The organism is Qipengyuania polymorpha (assembly GCF_019711435.1).
Taxonomy (GTDB): domain Bacteria; phylum Pseudomonadota; class Alphaproteobacteria; order Sphingomonadales; family Sphingomonadaceae; genus Qipengyuania; species Qipengyuania polymorpha.
Genome location: NZ_JAIGNK010000001.1, coordinates 956943 through 976451 on the forward strand (window position 1 = coordinate 956943; position 19509 = coordinate 976451).

Annotated in this window: 12 protein-coding genes; 6 read left to right on the forward strand and 6 right to left on the reverse strand. The window is 59.8% G+C overall.

What is annotated here, in order from left to right; all coding sequences use genetic code 11:
- The gene (gene proB / locus K3152_RS04750; protein ID WP_221572847.1) at positions 1–1149 is read right to left on the reverse strand and encodes a glutamate 5-kinase; all 1149 of its coding nucleotides are present in this window, start codon (positions 1147–1149) and stop codon (positions 1–3) included.
- Positions 1150–1377: 228 nt separating this feature from the next.
- Here proB and K3152_RS04755 point away from each other — a divergent pair, with 228 nt between their 5' ends.
- From K3152_RS04755 to K3152_RS04765, 3 genes are all read left to right on the forward strand, one after another.
- Positions 1378–2145, forward strand: coding sequence for a pyrroline-5-carboxylate reductase family protein (locus tag K3152_RS04755; protein WP_345719766.1), 768 nt, complete (start codon positions 1378–1380; stop codon positions 2143–2145).
- Between the two features lie 13 nt (positions 2146–2158).
- Complete coding sequence (locus K3152_RS04760; RefSeq protein WP_282098344.1) at positions 2159–3454, forward strand: glutamate-5-semialdehyde dehydrogenase; 1296 nt, start codon at positions 2159–2161, stop codon at positions 3452–3454.
- A gap of 154 nt (positions 3455–3608) precedes the next feature.
- A complete protein-coding gene (locus tag K3152_RS04765; RefSeq protein WP_221572849.1) occupies positions 3609–3785 on the forward strand; it encodes a Flp family type IVb pilin in 177 nt (58 codons plus the stop codon).
- Positions 3786–3858: 73 nt separating this feature from the next.
- Here the strand turns inward: K3152_RS04765 and K3152_RS04770 are convergent, their stop codons facing one another.
- On the reverse strand, positions 3859–5799 hold the full coding sequence (locus tag K3152_RS04770) for a lipoxygenase family protein (RefSeq protein WP_221572850.1): 1941 nt from the start codon (positions 5797–5799) through the stop codon (positions 3859–3861).
- A gap of 140 nt (positions 5800–5939) precedes the next feature.
- Here K3152_RS04770 and K3152_RS04775 point away from each other — a divergent pair, with 140 nt between their 5' ends.
- Both K3152_RS04775 and K3152_RS04780 read left to right on the forward strand, forming a co-directional pair.
- Complete coding sequence (locus tag K3152_RS04775) at positions 5940–7118, forward strand: GGDEF domain-containing protein (RefSeq protein WP_221572853.1); 1179 nt, start codon at positions 5940–5942, stop codon at positions 7116–7118.
- A 226-nt stretch (positions 7119–7344) separates the two neighbouring features.
- Positions 7345–8181, forward strand: coding sequence for a hypothetical protein (locus K3152_RS04780; protein WP_221572855.1), 837 nt, complete (start codon positions 7345–7347; stop codon positions 8179–8181).
- A gap of 17 nt (positions 8182–8198) precedes the next feature.
- On the opposite strand, the gene K3152_RS04785 is transcribed toward K3152_RS04780, so the two are convergent.
- The 4 genes from K3152_RS04785 to K3152_RS04800 all read right to left on the reverse strand — a co-directional run bounded on the left by K3152_RS04785 (position 8199) and on the right by K3152_RS04800 (position 17935).
- Positions 8199–11348 carry a hypothetical protein gene (locus tag K3152_RS04785; RefSeq protein ID WP_221572857.1) on the reverse strand — a complete coding sequence of 1050 codons (3150 nt, stop codon included), beginning with the start codon at positions 11346–11348 and terminating at the stop codon, positions 8199–8201.
- Between the two features lie 246 nt (positions 11349–11594).
- Positions 11595–13412, reverse strand: a complete 1818-nt coding sequence (gene lepA, locus K3152_RS04790) for a translation elongation factor 4 (RefSeq protein WP_221572859.1) — start codon at positions 13410–13412, stop codon at positions 11595–11597.
- 54 nt (positions 13413–13466) lie between these two features.
- Positions 13467–15677, reverse strand: coding sequence for a putative bifunctional diguanylate cyclase/phosphodiesterase (locus K3152_RS04795; protein WP_247713144.1), 2211 nt, complete (start codon positions 15675–15677; stop codon positions 13467–13469).
- A gap of 116 nt (positions 15678–15793) precedes the next feature.
- Positions 15794–17935: an EAL domain-containing protein gene (locus K3152_RS04800; RefSeq protein ID WP_345719761.1), complete on the reverse strand. Its 2142-nt coding sequence runs from the start codon at positions 17933–17935 to the stop codon at positions 15794–15796.
- Between the two features lie 247 nt (positions 17936–18182).
- On the opposite strand from K3152_RS04800, the gene K3152_RS04805 reads away from it, so the two are divergent.
- A complete protein-coding gene (locus tag K3152_RS04805; RefSeq protein WP_221572866.1) occupies positions 18183–19490 on the forward strand; it encodes an FAD-dependent oxidoreductase in 1308 nt (435 codons plus the stop codon).
- Positions 19491–19509 lie beyond the last annotated feature (19 nt).

The following is a 19509-nucleotide window of genomic DNA, read 5'->3' on the forward strand; positions in this document are numbered from 1 at the left end:
TCAGTCCTCGGTGATACCCTCTGGCGCATCCCACAGGAGGTGGCGCGTTTCGAGCATGACGAGGTTGTTGCTGCGGATGATTTCGCCACGTGTCTTGTAGCCCAAGAGCTGCTCGGCGTCGGTGTCGGGATTGTGCGTCATCACGCGGATTTCTTCCGAGGTGAAATCAGATAATCCGCGGGCACGTTCGATGCCCTTGCTGTCGTAAATGTGGAGCACGTCACCACGCGTGAAATCGCCGTCCATCGAGATGACGTCGGCGCGCTTGATGGGCCTGTCGCCCTTGGCAATCGCATCGGCGACCGCGTCGGTAATGACGAGGCTGCCGGCCATTTGCAGGCGGTTGGCAATCCAGCTGTCCCACCCCGAAAGCGGGTTGGGATGCGGCAAGACCTTGGTCGCGCGGCGGCTACCATCGATGACGGTCGACAGCGGACGGTCGACCTCGCCTTGCGCAATCCAGGTGGTGACACCTGCTTCCTGCGCCATGTTGGCCGCCTGCAGCTTGGTCTCCATGCCGCCAGTGCCCAGCGTGCTCTTGCCCTTGGTGGCTTCCATATAAGGGCCGACATCGGTCACTTCGGGGATGAAGACAGCGTCGGGATCGTCGGGATTGCGGTCATAAAGACCGTCCACTCCGGTAAGGATGATGAGGTCGGTCGCGCCGACCATCTGGGCGACCTTGGCCGCGAGCCGGTCGTTGTCGCCCACGCGGATTTCCTCGGTGGTGATGGTATCGTTCTCGTTGACGATGGGCATGATGCCCGATTCCAGAAGCCGCGCCACGGTGTTGCGCGTGTTGAGGAAGCGGCGGTGGTCCTCGAAATCGCCGAGGGTCAGCAGGACCTGTGCAATCTCGAACCCGAATTCGTGCCCGACCTGCTTGTAGGCGTTGAGCAGCAGCGGCATGCCGCAGGCGGCGGCTGCCTGCTTGTCGGATATCCCCGCGGTTTCGGGAGTTTCCCCGATGATGCGGAGGCCAAGCGCCACCGAGCCGGAGGAGCACAGGATGACATCGTTCCCCTGCGCGCGAAGCGTTGCGACGTCTTCGAGCAGGCGCTGGAGGAAACCATATCGGGGGGTCAGCAGTTCCTGATTTGCGAGGAGCGCCGAGCCAATCTTGACAACAATGTTGCGATTCTGGGTCATATATAAAAAATGTATCTGCCTTGAAATTTCTGGGAGGCAATATAGATAGGGATGGTGCAGTGCACAACCGCCTTTTCGGAAATATCGGATGCGCAAGAAATAGTAAGTAAACAGCCGTGAATAGCTTGCGACTTACCCTCACGTTATTTCGATTTAACACAAGACCAAGAATTACACAGAGCGCGACCAGCGCGGAAACGGAATTCTAAAATTATCACTTCTATTCTTATTGTAGGATGCGGAAAAATGGGTTCCGCTTTACTTTCCCAATGGGTCTCCGGCCCCGAGGCAATCACCGTGGTCGACCCCATGGCCAGCGACCTGCCTGAAAAAGTCACACTGGTCCGCGATGGTTCCGAAATCGCCGACCAGCGCTTCGATTGCATCGTTGCGGCAGTGAAGCCGCAGATGTTCGACGACGTGATGCCGGGCTATTCGGGCAACCTTGCCGAGGGCGGATACGTCATCTCGATTGCCGCCGGATATTCCGCCGAGCGTTTGTCAAAGCTGATGGGCGACAAGCCCGTCGTCCGTGTGATGCCGAACCTCCCCGCCGCAGTCGGCCGCGGAGTGAGCGGCGTGGTCGCCGGTCCCCACGCCAGTGATGCCCACATGGCGCACGCGGTCGAATTTATGGAGCGCGCTGGCACGGTCGTTACCGTCGACAGCGAAGAGAAGCTGGACCGCGTCACCGCCGTTGCAGGCTCGGGCCCGGGCTATGTATTCGAAATCGCCCGTGCCTATGCCGAGGCCGCGATGGCGCAAGGTTTCAGCGAGGAAGAAGCCCGCGACATGGTCCTCGGCACCATCGGCGGTGCCATCGCCATGGCCAGCGAACCGGGTGCGGCCAGCCTCGAAGAACTGCGCAATTCGGTGACCAGCAAGGGCGGCACGACCGCCGCTGGTTTGAAGGCGCTCAACGGCGACAATGGCCTTACTGACCGCATGCATGCTACACTGCAGGCCTGCTACGACCGGGCCGTAGAGTTGCGCTGACCCCAAGCGCCTCCTGCCCTGCCCCCACGACCAAGAGAGAATTATGACCGATCAGACCCTAGACCCGCAGATCCACATCACCACGCTGGGCCAGAACGCCCGCAAGGCTGCACAAGGCCTGCTTTCCGCCAGCACCGATGCCAAGAACACGGCGCTGCGCGAGGCCGCCAGGGCGCTGCGCGAAGCAATGCCTGAACTGCTCGAAGCCAATGCCGAAGACGTGAAGAGCGTCGAAGGCAAGAAGCCCGACAGCTTCATCGACCGCCTCAAGCTGACCGAAGACCGTATCGAGGGCATGGCAGGTGCGCTGGAAGAAATCGCCGAGTTGCCCGACCCCGTCGGCCGCAGCCTCGCGACCTTCGATCGCCCGAACGGCCTTAAGATTGAACGTGTCGCCGTGCCTATCGGCGTCATCGGCATGATTTACGAAAGCCGCCCGAACGTGGGCGCGGACGCGAGCGCGCTGTGCCTCAAGAGTGGCAATGCCGTCATCCTGCGCGGTGGCAGCGAGAGCCGTCATTCGACCCGCGTCATCGTCGATTGCATGCGCAAGGGGCTCGCGGCAGCAGGCCTGCCCGAAGATGCCGTCCAGACCGTCGGCACCACCAATCGCGAAGCCGTTGCCGCCCTGCTCAAGGCCGATGAATATGTCGACCTCGTCATCCCGCGCGGTGGCCGCGGCCTCGTCGAACTGGTCCGCGACCAGGCGAGTGTCCCCACCCTCCTCCACCTCGACGGCAATTGCCACAGCTACGTCCACGAGGCAGCTGACCTCGACAAGGCAGCCGAAGTCATCCGCAACGCCAAGCTGCGCCGCACCGGCGTCTGCGGCGCAACCGAAAGCATCGTGGTCGACCGCGCAGTGGCGAAGGACTTCATCCCCCGCCTCACCTCCATCATGGGCAGCGATTGCGAATTGCGCGGTGACGAGGAAGCCGTCGCCATCGACAGCAGCATCACGCCTGCAACGCAAGCCGACTGGAACACCGAATATCTCGACCCCATCGCATCGGTGAAGGTGGTCGATGGTCTCGAACAGGCCATCGACTGGGTGAGCGAACATTCCTCGCATCACACCGACGCCATCATGACCGAGGACGATGCAGCGGCGAAGCAGTTCATGACCAGCATCGACAGCGCGATCGTCATGCGCAACGCCAGCACGCAGTTTGCCGACGGCGGCGAGTTCGGCATGGGCGCGGAAATCGGCATTGCCACCGGCAAGATGCACGCCCGCGGTCCGGTCGGTCTCGAGCAGCTGTGCAGCTTCAAATACCTCGTCCACGGCGACGGCCAGACGCGCCCTTGATAGCCTGAATAAGAGCTCCAGTAGGCGGTTCAAAACCCTACCGGAGCATTAACTCAGCAATGGGTAACTTCCCTTAACCCGCCCCTCCCTAGCGATGGCGCAGGACATCCCACCCGGCGAGCCGAAACCAAGCGGGAGGGCAACAGGGGAAAACATGACCAAGCTTTCACGCTTCACCGCGCTGTTGCGCGACGAGCAGGGTGCCACAGCTATCGAATACGGCCTCGTTGCAGCCTTGATTGCAGTGGCTGCCATCATTGCCTTCCAGACGCTCGGCCTCAATCTGGTCGACGTCTTCAATTCAATCACAGAGGCGATGGCAGGGGGCTGACGAGCACTCGCAACAGAAACAAAAAAGGCCCGCTCGGATTTCTCGTCCAAGCGGGCCTTTCCTTGCATGCAGGTCAGATGTTCGTGCTGCTCGGGATGAGGCTGGGCAGCAGGAAGGTATAGGGCCGGCGGCGCTCGGCATTGCGCGCGACAATCTGCTCTTCGACATTCGCCAAAGCTGCCTGGAAGCGCGCCAGCGGCCCCTCCTCGCCGATGATTTTGGGGTCCTGGAACCACTGCGGATAGGGATATTGCGGCGAGAGATAGGTGCCGAGCGGACGGTAATAGAGCGAACCAAGCAGGTAGAGCGTTTTGAGCTGCTCCAGCGCCAAGGCCTCGGGCGCCATCATGGCGAGCCACTCGGGCTTGGTATTGCCGTTCTCGTTATCCGGTGCCGCCTGCCACAGCGCGCCTGTCACAGCGGGCGCATATTCCATGATGGCTTTCTGCGGGAAGTTCACCGAGGCATGCTGCGCGCTGGCGGTGAAGATAGTCATGGTAACGAGGTCGATGACATCCTGGATGGTGGCGGGCGCGGTGAAGCCCTTGAGCTTGCCGCTTGAAACGATCGACTGCGCCCAGGCCTGCAACTCGGTGTCGCCCGTGACATCGCCATCCTGCGAATAATAGGTCCGTACGTATTCGCCGACCCATGTCTCGATAGCGCCCCACACCAGCAACCCGTCGTCGCGATAGGGATAATTGGCGAGCGGCGTATCCGCCCCCACGCCGCGCGCCGCGATGTCCTGCGGCAGCATGCTTTTGGCGAAATCGAAACTCAGCCGCGCTTCGACTGCCGCCTTCTGGCTCGTCGCAATCGTGCCTGCAAAGATATGGTCGATGGGGCCGCCCGGCGTGATGAGACTGGTCGCCGCCGCCTCGTTGATGAACATGGTGCCTTCGAAATGGCGCACGAGGAGCGCATTGAGCGGGTGGGTCTCGGCAAGGTGGCGATGGGTGGCCACCGCTATCGCCTCGATGACGAGGTGCGTGCGGGCAAGATGCGCGAAGAGCTCGTGATAGTTGCCGTCGGCCACTTGTACGGCGAGCTTGGCCATTTCCCAGCCCCACGCCCTGTCACTCTCCATCGTCGGCGTCATCACCGGGCTGGCCGCGTTGGAGGGGTCGCAATTGATGGCGACCGGCACGAGGCTGTCCCCGCCCGGCGGCACGGCGAAGAGGGCAATCGGGCAGGTCAGGTATTTGGCCAGCCCGTCCCACTCGCCCGGTTCGATAATGGACAGCGGCGAATAGTCGCACTGGAACAGGCGGCCTTGCTCCAGAGCGGCTTCGAGCGTGTCGCCCGCGACAACCGAGGCGTATTGCTCTGCGGTGACCGCGCAGCCCTGGGGGACTTGCTTCACTGCCTCGATCAGCACGCTGTTCGGCCCGCCCACGCGCAAATGCGCGAATTCGAGGTCGTCCTGGAAGGTGTAGGCGATGCCGGGTACGGGTATGGACTTGAAGTTGTCGAGATAGTCCTGCAGCGACCGCGGGTGCTCGGTGCCCAGCGCCGCCTTGGTTGCGCCGCGCAGTTCCAGAATACCTTTAAGCTTCGTTGCGTGGTTCTGAAGGTCGGCGGTCGCAATCTCGGCTTCGACCATGTGGAGCGCATCAGTCGCGAGGGCGGCAAGCCCCTTGTGTCCGAAAAGATCGCCGGCGATCTTGAGTTCGAGGGCTTCGACGTCCTTCTCGATGGCGGCGATGACTGCGCGGTCGGCAGCGAGCAGCGCCGTATCGAGGCTCGACAGGCCCTGCTCGATCAGCGCCGCCTCGACCTCGACCTGGTTCTTCGCCAGTTCGATCACGATTTTCAGCAGTTTCAGCCACCATTCCAGAGACGGTCTCTCGTCCTTTGGCAGGACTTTCACAACCGGCACTCCGTCGACCGCCGGAACGCTATCGGTCCACTCGTAGGTAGCCTGGCTAGCCGCAAGCTGGGCGTTCCTTGCAGGCATCTCCGAAGAGGGGGTGTTCTGGGGAAGCTTCGGAGCGACCGGTGCCTGCTGGGCCATGTGGGAATTCATCCGTGATTGTTGACTTCAGTGCTCCGCTAACTCGACAAGGGTTAACGGGCCGCTTAGTAACTGGAAGAAATCGCCAACAAACGACTTGTTTAAGGGTTGTTTAGGCGTTGGGGGACTATCGAATACTCATGAGCAGGTTCAGCAACTTCTTGCGCGATGTCGCGATTCCCGATTTGCCGCACGATGTGCGCGTGGATTACGTGGTCGCTGCCGCCAGCCAAGTGCAGAAGCAGGCTCGCATGCTGTTCGTCGCACTGCTCATCACCACGCCTTTTGCCGTAATGATCACGCCCGAAAGCGCGGGTCCGTTCGTGAAGTGGGTCCTGCCCGTCGCAATGGCGCTTTATTGCCTCACCGGGATTGTGCAGCTGCGCAAGGACAACCAGTTCGCCACCAAGCCGTGGCGCGCGGAAAAATTCATCATCGAGAGCTGGCTCTCCTCGCTCATCGGTGCGCTCATCTGCACCGTGTGGACCATCGCCGCCTTCCTCAGCGTCGAGGGGACCGAGCGGCTGCACTTCCCCGTCATGCTGGTGATGGGCTCGCTCGCCACCGCCTATTGCGTCGCCAGCATCCGTGCGGCGGCCGCGATGCACCTCCTTATCGACATCGTCCCGATTTCCGCGCTGCTGATTTTCACCGGTTCGGTTCTGGACATCGCTGCTGCGGTCAGCCTCGGCCTCGCTGGCCTGTTCCAGTGGCGGATGATCAACGTCCACCACAACCAGGTGGTCGAGCTGCTGCTATTGAAGCGCAAGAGCCAGACGCTGGCGCTGACCGACCCGCTCACCGGCCTGCTCAACCGCCGCGCGCTGCTCGACTTTGCCGAGGCGCTGGGCGGCGATGCGCCGTCTCGCCTGCTGCTCATCGATATCGACCGGTTCAAGACCATCAACGACACCCACGGCCACGATATGGGCGACACGGTGCTGCAGGAAGTCGCCCGCCTTATCGACAGCCACGCCGGCAACAATGTCAGCTCCGCGCGCCTCGGCGGCGAGGAATTCGCACTGCTCGGCACGCGCGAGGATTTGCCTGCGGGCAAGGCCGCCCAGCTACTCGCCGAAATCCGCGAGGCCGCCATGCCCCACGGCGGGCAGGTCACCGTCAGCATCGGCATCGCCGAGGGCACCCTGGAAGACGACCGCGCCTGGCGCACCCTCTACCGCGTGGCCGACGACGCGCTCTACGAAGCCAAGCGCCAGGGCCGCGACCGCTTCGTCCACGCCGGCGACCTCGAAACCGCAGCAGACCCCCGCCGCCGCTCGGAAGATGCTTCACCCGAGACTCCGCGCAACGTAGCGTAGAAACCGGGCCGGCGGAGGCCCGGCGAAGCGAAGCTGACCCGCAGTAGCGGGTCAACGGCGACCGCCCGCCCGCAGCGGGTGCAGCTTGCTGCACGTCTAGCGAGGACGCGCCCGCGGATGCGGGTGCGAAAAACAAGGACACCCCCACCCCCTCCCCTATTCCCCTTTCCTACCGGGCTCCTCCCGCGCCACACCCCCTCGCCGTTTCGCGATTGGGAGCGCCCGCATGTCCGACCAGCCAGCACCCCTCACCACCCTGCCCGCCTTCACCCCGGTTCCGCGCCTGAAGGACCGCAGCAACGGGTGGAAACCCCACGTCCAGCAAGCCTTCATCGAGGCGCTGGCCGATACCGGCAGCGTCGCCGCCGCCTGCCGCAAGGTGAACCGCTCCACCCACGGCGCCTACCATTTGCGCCGCCAGCCCGGGGCCGAGGAATTCGCCGCCGCCTGGGAAGCCGCACTCGATTTCGGGATGAAGCGCGTGGAGGACGTCGCCATGGACCGCGCGCTCAACGGAGTGGAGGTGCCCGTGTACTCCTACGGCCAACTCGTCGGCACGCGCATTTCCTATAACGACCGCCTGCTCATGTTCATGCTGAGAAACCGCGCGCCCGAGCGGTTCGGAGAGGGCCGCGCAAAAGGCATGAACGCCGTCGGCAAGATGGAAATGGAGCGCCTCAAGAAACAGTGGCGAAAGGAGTGGGACGACGAACGGGCCGCCGCCGCAAGGGCCGACCGGGACGAGGACGAGGACGCGGTGATCCACTCCATCAACGAGAAGCTGTCGAAGATGGCAGAGCGCCGCCTCCTCGCCATGAGCCCCCGCACCCGCGCCGCCCATGACGAATTCCTCCGCTGCCAGCGCGAGGACGAGGAAGCCGGCTACCAATGGTGGAACGACCCGGAACACCCCTCCTATGCCGACGCCCACGCAAGCGAGGACGACGAGGAAGAGGACGACACCGCCGCCCTACCTCCACCCGACTGGCGCAAGCGCGCTGTGGAGGAGAGCGAGGAAGAGAACCCGCGCTGGCGGGGGATCAAGGATGAGGGTTGGGAGTGACGAGTGTCGAGGCTCACCTATTCCGGAATAGTCTCACGCTCATCGCTAATTCTGAAATCTTCTGGAGCTGGCTTATACTTATCCGAAAGCTCAGGCCAACGCTTTCCCCTACTCTGTTGCTGGCGAAGAATTGTTGGGTCAATTTCGACGACAACTAGCTGATCGTTAAGCCCTCCCCGAACACGACAAACATCGCGATGGTGAGACTTTTTTGCCGGTCTCCTCACACGACTATCACCGTATCGCAAGTTATTCGAAAGCGCGACGTACGTGTGTACATCCAAACTTGCAGAATCGACTAGCGCCGAAAATGTCTCAATGTCTTTATTCCAAGATAGCACAAACAGACAATCTATATGCCCTTGTAGGTGCTTTCGATAATTCACATTCTGTAATTCACTACACACCAACACAGAAAAGTTAAAACCATTATGAATATACACTGGCTTCGGATCACTGGCCGGTCGATTCCATTTCTTCTTGTGGTAGTGCAGTAAGTTTTTCTCCTCACCGGGGGCAGGCTGCGACTTTCTTTGCCGAATTTGCAGTGCGTTCGAGTACCCAAGACGGCGATCGTCCAGTACAATTACCGCCGAACTTTCAACTAAATTAACTGGATAGTGGTTATAATCTAGGCCGCCAATTAATCCTATATTTCCCTCTCGCAATTTGTTTGTGATTGTCGACACCCATTTCTCCGGAATGGATAGTTCAGGAAATACGATGTAATCCGGTCTTTCCCTCTCCTTAAGCGCGGCATTAACAATAGAGGCGATTGCTCGATACCGACGTGGAGACAAGTCCGGCTTGTTTGCTGCAGCCATCGCCCAAGTTTTATCACTAGTCTTGAAGCTTGTTATACCTATTTTAATGGGCCGCTCTCGCCCGCCATCTTCAATAACAATTTTCTCTGGAGGAGCGATATCGTATGGGCTGCGCGGAATATCACGGCCCAAATGACCGCCCCCGGCACTTGCCTCGCTGGTCGTGTCCGAACTAACTTCCTTAGCCATGTCATCGGCTAGCGGGCTCCTAATCCAAACTCCCCGAACTGCGCGCGTGTAATCGGCCCACGAATGAGCAACCACGATCGGATCACCGAATACACATTCTTCGGGTAGATAAAGCGCAATCTCTTCCGGTGTATACGCCCTTGTCGGAAACAAAAAAGGAATTAAGGAGTCGTAGGGAATTTTGTCAATTTGACTATTTACTCGACTACATGGCTCAAGTTCGTTTGGCCGGTTCGAATGTTCGAGAAAGCGTCGAAGTAATTCTTCCTGATCGTATCGACCATAAAGCATGTCCTCTTGCTGCTGCGATGGTGCGTGGCGCTGAGCGTCAAATTTAATGTGGTCCTTATAGGAACGTCGCGCCCAGTCAGATTCATGCGCTTGCAGCGCGAGCTGCTGAAGCTTCGAGTAGGTTATATCAAGATCTTGCAACAAAGCTTGAAATGCTCGTGCCCGAGGTTCCTTTTGCGCGATCGAAATTGAGCGGAAAAAAGCTTCGTGAAAATATTTGCGGACCTGCTCTCGCGTTTCTTCCCAAACAGAGTTTCGAGTGTTTCCGCAATCATATCCATTCACCGCCATCGTAGATGAGGCGACCGCCTCCTGCAGTTCGAAGATCGCGGATACTGTGCTTCGGTATATGCGCAGGGCTGGTTTCCAGTCCGACAAAGATATCGCGACGGAAAAGAGGCGGGGCAATCGGTCAAGCTGCTCGAGGATCTTATCGGGTCTAATTACGTGGTTGTGCGCAAAATCGTAGAACCTTTGACGTTCCACTTCCCAGTCAGCCGGACGAAGGTCTCGAGCTAGGACCTCAATAGAGCGAAGCAAGACTGACCAACCTAAACGCCGCAATGTGAGACCATCAGCCCGTCTCAAACTGTCTGCTTCATCAGCTGTGTCACTAGCTGTGAGTGCTTTTGCTGATTGAGTTTGATCCAATTGTTCTGGCAGCGGCATCAAACGGCGTTCGCTTGAAACCTCCCGGATTTGAGAAGCGATGCTCGCCAACAGATCGAGGCCGGAAGCACCAGTAAGAAAAAAACACTTTTGCTTCTCGGGTTTGAAGACCAAAGTAGATTTTTTTCCCCAGGCTGGTAGGTTTAGCCGCACAGCGCCCGAAGATTTGTCTCTCTTCAGAAAGGGAAGTCGAAGTTCAAGCATGTGCCACACATCATGCTGGTCATCGAAACCCTCATTATCTTTTAGAACAAGAAAGATGTCATCAACATACCTAGCATAGTAAACCGGAGACACGTGCTCAGTCATCTCGCGATCAAGGTAAGCGAGAAGTACGTTCGATAGAAGGCGGACGATAGATAGACCGATAGGCAGCCCCCCACAGACATCATCATCCGCGCCCAATTCACGTAGTTTAAAGGCGCACAATTCCGACCACTGAGAAAGCGCCGAAACCATTTTCTGATTTAAGTAAGTTTGAAATTCATCCAGTTCTAATTCCATATATCCAAGGAAATCCGGATGAACGGCAAACTTAGGGTCAATACGATGGTAGAAATTGCTGACATCGAGAGTGAGTGCAACCACCCCTTGTTCGCGCTTTAAACTTTCCTCAATTGCTTCCAGCCCCTCATCGCGCCATTTGCGATAGGGCTGAAAGTACGGTTCGAATGAACCAAGTGCCTCTAAATGATAGTCTCCGATACCGTGCCCAAGCGGATCCTGCCGATATCGGCGCAATCGGGAGGCTAATGCGTTCTGACTAAGTTTGGCGTCGAATTTATGACCCACGAGGTTAACCCAAAGGGCAGAAAGCAAATGGACTTCGACGGAAAAATCGCCGATTATTCGGAACTCAGGCTTCAGTCCGTTTTTTTTCTGCCGATTGAAGGACCGCTTGGTGTCGGAGAAAAATGTATGCAATTCATGCGAATTGTCATTGGATTTGGCTGATAGTTTCTTGGGAAATATTGCGGGCTCGCCCATACCGCGAGCTAGAACCTCGTCGATTTTTCCGGTCTGCAAATCTGAAAGAAGCTTGGTGAGATTTTCAACCAATTCCTGCTCAAAAAGAACAAACTTCTCAGCAACCCTAACCGACAATTCGTAGAAGCAGTCTACCTTAGCTTTCCGGTAGGCAAAAAACAGGTCGTCGAGACCGACGTCCGCCCAAGATTGGTATTCTTTTTTCATTCCGCTTGGACAGCACAAAAGTTAGGTCATCGCAAGCTCAAGCCCTTGAGTATTTGATGAATCTTTACGAGCGACTGAGAGATCTTCCAATAAATCAGCCCATATCAAACAAGCGAGATGCGCCTTTGGATTCTTGTCCCTTTCTCTGCAATGACGCAGCATTCGCCTATCGTGGACTGTGTGGTTGGCCCCGAGCTTAGAGGAGATTCCCACCTCAAGGGCGCTCGCGCGTCTCTCGATTGAGGCCTACTCCTCACCCATCCGCAGCGCAGCGATGAACGCCTCCTGCGGGATGCTCACATTGCCATACTCGCGCATCCTTGCCTTGCCCTTCTTCTGCTTTTCTAGCAGCTTTTTCTTGCGCGTGATGTCGCCGCCGTAGCATTTGGCGGTGACGTCCTTGCGCAGGGCGGCGATGGTTTCGCGGGCGATGATCTTGCCGCCGATTGCGGCCTGGATCGGGATCTTGAACAAATGGCGCGGGATGAGGTCTTTCAGGCGCTCGCACATGCCGCGGCCGCGCTCTTCCGCCACGCTGCGGTGGACGATCAGCGATAGCGCGTCGACCGGCTCGTTGTTGACCATGATGTTCATTTTCACGAGGTCGCCTTCGCGCAGGCCGATCTGCTCGTAATCGAAGCTGGCATAGCCGCGGCTGATGCTCTTCAGACGGTCGTAGAAGTCGAACACCACCTCGTTCAGCGGCAGCTCGTAGCTCACCTGCGCGCGGCCGCCGACATAGGTCAGGTCGGTCTGGATGCCGCGGCGGTCCTGACACAGCTTGAGGATGGAGCCGAGGTATTCGTCGGGCGTGTAGATCACCGCCTTGATCCACGGTTCCTCGATCATGTCGATGCGGTTCACGTCCGGCCAGTCGGCAGGGTTGTGGATGTCGATGACCTTGGCGTCCTCCGTCTTCGTGTGGGCGAGGTGGACGCGGTAGACCACGGATGGGGCCGTGGTGATGAGGTCGAGGTCGTATTCGCGGGAGAGGCGTTCCTGGATGATTTCCAGGTGCAGCAGGCCGAGGAAGCCGGCGCGGAAGCCGAAGCCCAGCGCGGCGCTGCTTTCCATCTCGTAGCTGAAGCTGGCATCGTTGAGGCGCAGCTTGCCGATGCTTTCGCGCAGTTTCTCGAAATCGGCGGCGTCGACCGGGAAGAGGCCGCAGAAGACCACGGGCTGGACTTCCTTGTAGCCGGCCAGCGCCTTTTCCGCCCCGCCCTTCACCGTGGTGATGGTGTCACCGACGCGGGCCTGTTCGACTTCCTTGATCTGCGCGGTGATAAAGCCGATTTCGCCGGGGCCGAGCTCGGGCAGGTCGGCGCGCTTGGGGGTGAAGCAGCCGACGCGGTCGATGAGGTGCTGGGTGCCGCCCTGCATGAACTTGACGCCCATGCCCTTCTTGATGACTCCGTCCATCACGCGCACGAGGATGACGACGCCGAGGTAGGGGTCGTACCATGAGTCGACGAGCATGGCCTTGAGCGGAGCGTCGCGATCGCCCTTGGGAGCGGGGATGCGGGCGACGAGGGCTTCGAGAGTGTCCTCGATCCCAATGCCGGACTTGGCGCTGGTGAGGACGGCGTCGGAGGCGTCGAGGCCGATGATGTCCTCGATCTCCGCCTTGACCTTGTCCGGCTCGGCGGCGGGAAGGTCGATCTTGTTGATGACGGGGACGATTTCGTGGTCGTGCTCGATCGACTGATAGACGTTGGCGAGGGTCTGGGCTTCCACACCCTGCGCCGCGTCCACCACCAGCAGCGCGCCTTCGCAGGCGGCAAGGCTGCGGGAGACTTCATAGGCGAAATCGACATGGCCGGGCGTGTCCATGAGGTTGAGCTCATAGGTCTCGCCGTCCTTGGCGGTGTAGTTGAGGCGCACGGTCTGCGCCTTGATGGTGATGCCGCGCTCCTTCTCTATGTCCATGTTATCAAGGACTTGCTCGGACATCTCGCGGTCGGTCAGCCCGCCGCAGAACTGGATCAACCGATCGGCCAGCGTAGACTTGCCGTGGTCGATGTGAGCGATAATCGAGAAATTTCGGATTTTGGAGAGATCAGTCATGTTGCCGCGCCCTTTAGCCGCGCTGCAACGCCCTGTCAGCAGCAAAGCGCGGGCTCAGAGACCTTCCTGCGGTCCCCCGCCCTGCTTGGGCGCATTTGCCGAGAGCTTGAACTGCGCGAAGCTGCCGACCGGCGCCTGCGGAGCCTGCGTGTATTTTCCCGGTGGCAATGCAGTGAGCGGTGCGCCAGCTGCAGCAAGAGCATAGGGATTGACGCGATGGCGCGTGCAAAGCCCGCCTGCGCCGTCATCGACCAGTTCCTGTTCGAACTCGACGCCCTGTGTATCGTCCATCGAGCGACGCACGGTGGCAACAGCCAACTGGCCCTGACCGAAGTCTAGCACGAACTGCGTGCCAGCGGGCACGTCTTCAAGCCCTTGGATCATGGCGCCCGAACGTGAGAGATTTCGCAAGGTCACGTCATAATAATGGTCTTCGTGGATGAGACCAATCTTGCGGAAAACGGTACGGCGGCTGGCGCGCTGGCTGCCCTGGTCGGTCGGCTCGAGCGTCCATTCGCCCTGCGCGATTTCCTCCATCACCGCTTCGTGACTGATGGCCTCAGAGAAAACGAAGCCCTGAACCTGGCCGACGCCGATTTTCTTCAATTCCGCCATAAGCTTCATGGCGTGAACACCGGTCGCGACGGTTTCCATGCCCATGGCACCAGCCAGAGCGACAACCGCGCGGACGAGTTCCATGTCGCCCAAGTCGTTGCCCATGACCGGCTCGAAGAAATTCGCGCCAATCTTGAGTGCATTGAACGGTGCGCGGCGCAGATAGCTGAGCGAAGACAGCCCTGTGCCGAACTGGTCGAGGGTCAGGCGAATGCCAAGCTTGAACAGCCGTCCCAACGCAGCGTCGACCTTCGATGCATCACCGAGGAGGACGGATTCGTCGAGTTCCAGTTCAAGGCGTCCGGGGTCGAACTCGGTTTCCTTGAGAACCTTCTCGACCATGTCCACGAACCCTTGAGATTCGAACTGGACGGGCGAGATGTTCATTGAGAGGCGCAGGCTGTCCGGCCATTCGCGTGCTTCTTCACACGCCTTGCGCAGTGCCCATTCGCCGATGGGGATGATGAGGCGGCTGCCTTCGGCCACCGGGATGAAGGTTTCCTGCGACACGCGGCCGCGCTCTTCGTCTTCCCAGCAATATTGCGCTTCTAGGCCGATGACCCTGTTCGAAGACAGTTCGACGCACGGCTGGTATTCGAGCGTGAAGTTGCCTGCTTCGATAGCCTCGGCGAGGTCCTCTTCCATGCGCTTGCGCAGGTTGGCCTCGTGCTCGAGGTCGGCGGCGTAGAAACGGAACTGGCCGCGCCCGCCGTTCTTGGAGGCATAAAGCGCAAGGTCGGCAGCGCGGGTCAGTTCGTCGCGCTCGACGCCGTCATACGGGGCGATCGCGATACCGACCGAACAACCAATGGTGCAGCGGCCCTCTTCGACCGAATAGGGCTGCGAAAGCATCTGGATGATTTTCTTGGCGATCTCGCCCAGCTCGCCGCGGTCATCCATGTCGGGGATGAGGATCTGGAATTCATCGCCACCCAGACGCCCGATTTCGCCGCGACCGGCAATGACCTGGTTCAGGCGCTCGGCAACCTGCTGCAGCAGCTGGTCACCAGCCGCATGGCCCAGCGTATCGTTGACCTGCTTGAAGCGGTCGAGGTCGAGCATGAGCAGCGCAGCAGCTCGCTTGGCGCTGCGGAAAGTCTGGAGCGTGGAATCGATGCGGTGCTCCATACGGTGGCGATTGGCCAGACCGGTGAGCGAGTCGAACTTGGCGAGGCGGCTGGCCTCTTCCTGGCTGCGATATTCTTCGGTGATGTCGGTCGCGGTGCCCCGGAAGCCGACGAATTCCTCGTTTTGGTCGTAGAGCGGACGGCCCGACATGCGAAGCACGAGGTCTGCACTCTCGTCGCCCGTCTCTACAGTCAATCCGGCAAAGCTTTTGCGCGTGCCCAGCTTGAGCCCCAGCGAACGGGCATCGCCGTCACCCGGAACGGGCTCGAGAATGTGTTGCAGCGGCGTATCGAAGGCCTTGGCAGCCTTGCGGCCCAAGCGCTCGTAAATGGCCGGGCTGAGATAGCTCAAAACACCCCGGGCATCCGTAGCCCAGAAGCAGGCGACGCCGGAATTTTCGAGCTGTTCGACGATGGCAAGCTTGTCCGAGCCGGAAAACTCTGGCGCGGGCGGAATGCTCCGGGCGCCGTCTTCCCCGGTTTCAGCGGGCTTCTTGCCCTTGAAGAATTCGGTGAAGGGCATGGCCCCCATCTGCTCTCAACCTCGTCGAAGCGTCGTTTGGTTGAACCGGACTAGTCAGAAATGGTTAGCATAGGCCTAACGCGGGGCGAAAAACGCTCCGCTAAGACCCTGCGAAATCAGCTTTTCGAAGTGTCGACTTCAGTAAAGCGCGGGATCGACGCAGTTGTTGGCGCGCGCCTGTCCTGCAACATGCCGTAGGCGTCGCGAGGAAGCGCTGCGAGAGGACGTCCTGCCGCCTCGATAGCGTAAGGGGAAACGCGGTGGCGGGTGCAAAGTCCATCGGCGCCGTCGCTGATAAGAGGTGTTTCGAATTCCAAGCCCAGCGCGTGCTTGCGCGAATTGCGAACGGTGGCGACAGCAAGCTGGCCGTCGCCAAGGTCGAGCACGAACTCGGTGCCAACCGGGACATTTGCGAGACCTTCGATACGCGCACCGCTCTTGGAGATATTGCGCAGCACGGCCTTGTACCGGTGGTCATCATGGATGACACCGATCTTGCGCAGCACCGTCTTGCGCTCTGCACGATACTTTTCCGGTCCGCGTGGCTCGTATTCCAGTTCGCCCTTTTCGAGACGGTCGAGCGCTTCCTCGTTCGTAATCGGACGGGAGAAAATGTAACCCTGAATGTGGCTCGCACCACGCTTGATGACGAGTTCAAGCTCGTCCTTGGTTTCGGTGCCTTCAGCTACCGTTTCCATTTTTAGCGCCTTGGCGAGGCTCACGATCGCGCTGATGATGGCCGAGTTGTTGTTTCCTTCCTCGGTCGAGCCGCGGACAAAGCTCTGGTCAATCTTGATCTTGTCGAACGGCGCATTGCGCAAATAGCTCATCGAGGAATAGCCGGTGCCGAAATCATCGAGCGCCAGCCGGACACCCAATTCCTTCAGCTCCTTGAAGATGCTGAGAGTATGCTCGTCGTCACCGGCAAAGACGCTCTCGGTAATTTCGAGTTCGAGCCTGTCAGGTGCCAGACCGGACCCTTGCAGGGCCCGTTGCACCATCTCCACAAAACCGTCGGTCACGAACTGGGTCGGCGACACATTGACCGCCACGCGCAATTCGACCGGCCATTCGGCGGCCTGTTCGCAAACCTTGCGCAGAGCCCATTCGCCGATTTCGGCAATCATGCCGATGTCCTCGGCGCAGGCGATGAAAATTTCCGGAGATACGAAACCTCGCTCCGGATGCTCCCAGCGGATGAGAGCTTCGAAACCTGAAAGCTTGTAATCATTGGCTTTCACGATCGGCTGATAGTGCATGACCAGCTCATCCTTGTGGAGCGCATCGCGCAAGTCTTCCTCGAGCAGGCGGCGTAGCTTGGCGCCTTCCTTGAGGTCACTGGAATAGAAGCGGTACTGCCCTCGGCCACCGCCTTTGGCTGCGTAAAGTGCGAGGTCGGCAGCCTTGACCAGTTCTTCGGCATCGAGACCGTCATAGGGAGCAATTGCAACCCCCAGGGACACCCCGATGATAGCCCGCGATCCGTTCACCGAATAAGGCTGCGCAATCATCTGGATGACGCGCGCCGCAAGGTCGCCGAGTTCCCCGCGGTCGTCTACGTCGGGAAGCATGATGAGGAATTCATCTCCGCCCAGCCGCCCGATTTCCCCGCGGTGGCCGAAAATCTGTCCCAGCCGGGCAGCAACCTGCTTCAGCAATTCGTCGCCAGCCGGATGGCCGAGCGTATCGTTCACCTGCTTGAACCGGTCGAGGTCGAGCATCATCAGCGCGCAGACACGCTTGTCTTTGCGGAAGTGCTTCAGCTTTGCATCGAGCTGCGTCTGCATCCGGTGACGGTTCGCGAGCCCGGTGAGGGAATCATACTGCGACAGGCGTTCGGCATCGCGCTGCGTTTCGCGCATCTGCGTCACGTCCTTCGCGCTACCGCGATAGCCGTTGAAGCGGTTGCGCTTGTCGAAATGCGGCTTCCCGGCGATTTCGACGTACAGGTCTTCGCCGCGTACGGGCAGCTTCACCTGCAGTTTGCTGATCGAGTTGCGTGCGCCGAGGTAATAGGCGAGCGGTCGCTTCTCGATATCGTCAGTCTGACCAGACCCGTCACACGACAGGAAAAGCTCGGTCAATGGTTTCCCGATGATATCGTCATCTTCCAAGCCGAGACGCGTCTTGGCGTTTTCCGAAAGATAGATGATGCGGCCCTGATGGTCGGTCGCCCAGAACCAGCCGAGGCCGGAAGTCTCGAAGCTGTCGAGGAGCTCGATACGGCGCGCATGGTCATCGGCCGCGATGGGACGCACAATCGCATCCCCAACATCGACGTCCCTGGCCTTCGCGTTTCTCGAAAAGAATCCTGCCATTAAGCCCTTGGCCCCGACCCGGCAGCGTGAACTGCCTGTTGCTCCCTGTGTGCTCCCGGGGGCTAAGGGAAAATCCTTACCAAACGCATAACCATTGTATGGGCGCGACACTGCGGATGTGCGGCCCCGCTTGCCACACCCGCCACTGCGCGGCATGGTGCGTCCCGCTGGCTGGGAGAGGTCGTCAATGCGCCATATCGCCATCGTGGGCTCGGGCCCCGCAGGTTATTACACCGCCGAAGCTGCGGGTAAGCAATGGGGGGAGGATGTCCGCGTCGATGTGTTCGACTGCCTGCCGGTCCCTTATGGTCTCATTCGCACCGGCGTTGCTCCCGACCACCAGTCGATCAAGAAGGTAGCGCTGCGTTACGAGAAGACCGCGCTGACCGACAATGTGCGCTTCGTGGGTAATGTGAACGTCGGCAAGGATGTGTCGGTCGCCGAACTGCAGGGACTCTACGACGCCGTCATCTTCGCCACCGGCGCGCCCCATGACCGCGAACTGGGACTTGAGGGCGAGGACCTCGCCAATGTCTTCGGGAGCGCGGCCTTCGTCGGCTGGTACAATGGCCACCCGCAGTTCGCGGCGCTCGAACCCGAACTTTCGGGCAAGCACGCAGTCGTAGTCGGGATGGGAAATGTCGCGCTCGATGTGGCACGTATCCTTTCGAAGACAGAGGGTGAGATGGAAGGCTCGGACATCGTGGCCCACGCACTCGACGCCTTGCGCAACTCCAATCTCGAGAGCGTGACGATCCTCGGACGTCGCGGACCGCATCAAATTATGATGACCCCGAAGGAACTGGGCGAACTCATGCAGCTCGAACGCGCTAGTCCTTATGTCGACAAGTCCGACCTCCCGCCGGAGGACGACGATGCCATCCTCGAACCGGGCCTGCGCAAATCGGTGACCTTGCTGCGCGACTTCGCGGCCATTCCGGAGAGCATCCACGGCGAGACGCCCATCACCATCGAGTTCGATTTCTTTGCCAACCCCAATAGGTTTGTCGGGAAAGAAGGCAAGGTGACTGCTGTGGAAGTCGAGCGCACGACCATCGAGAAGGGCCGCGCTGTCGGTACTGGCGAAACCTATCAGATACCCGCCGACCTTGTCGTGACCTGCATCGGCTATCGCTCCTCGCCCATCGAGGGAGTGCCCTTCGACGAACGCGCCGGTCGCTTCGCCAATGACGACGGGCGCATCCTTCCGGGGCTTTACTGCGTCGGTTGGGCCAAGCGTGGCCCCACCGGGACAATCGGCACCAACCGCCCCGACGGCTATGCCGTCATCGAACTCGTCGCCGAGGACATCGGCATGGGCTCACGCAAACGCGGGCGCGACGGTTTCGATGAACTTGCCGAGAACCGCGGGCTCGACATCGTCACCTTCCGCGACTGGCAGAAAATCGAGGAAGCGGAGAACGCCGCCGCACGCGACGGCTCGCCGCGCGAGAAATTCGTCAATATCGAAAGCATGATTGCCACGCTAAGGTAGCCATTCGGAACGGCAGGGT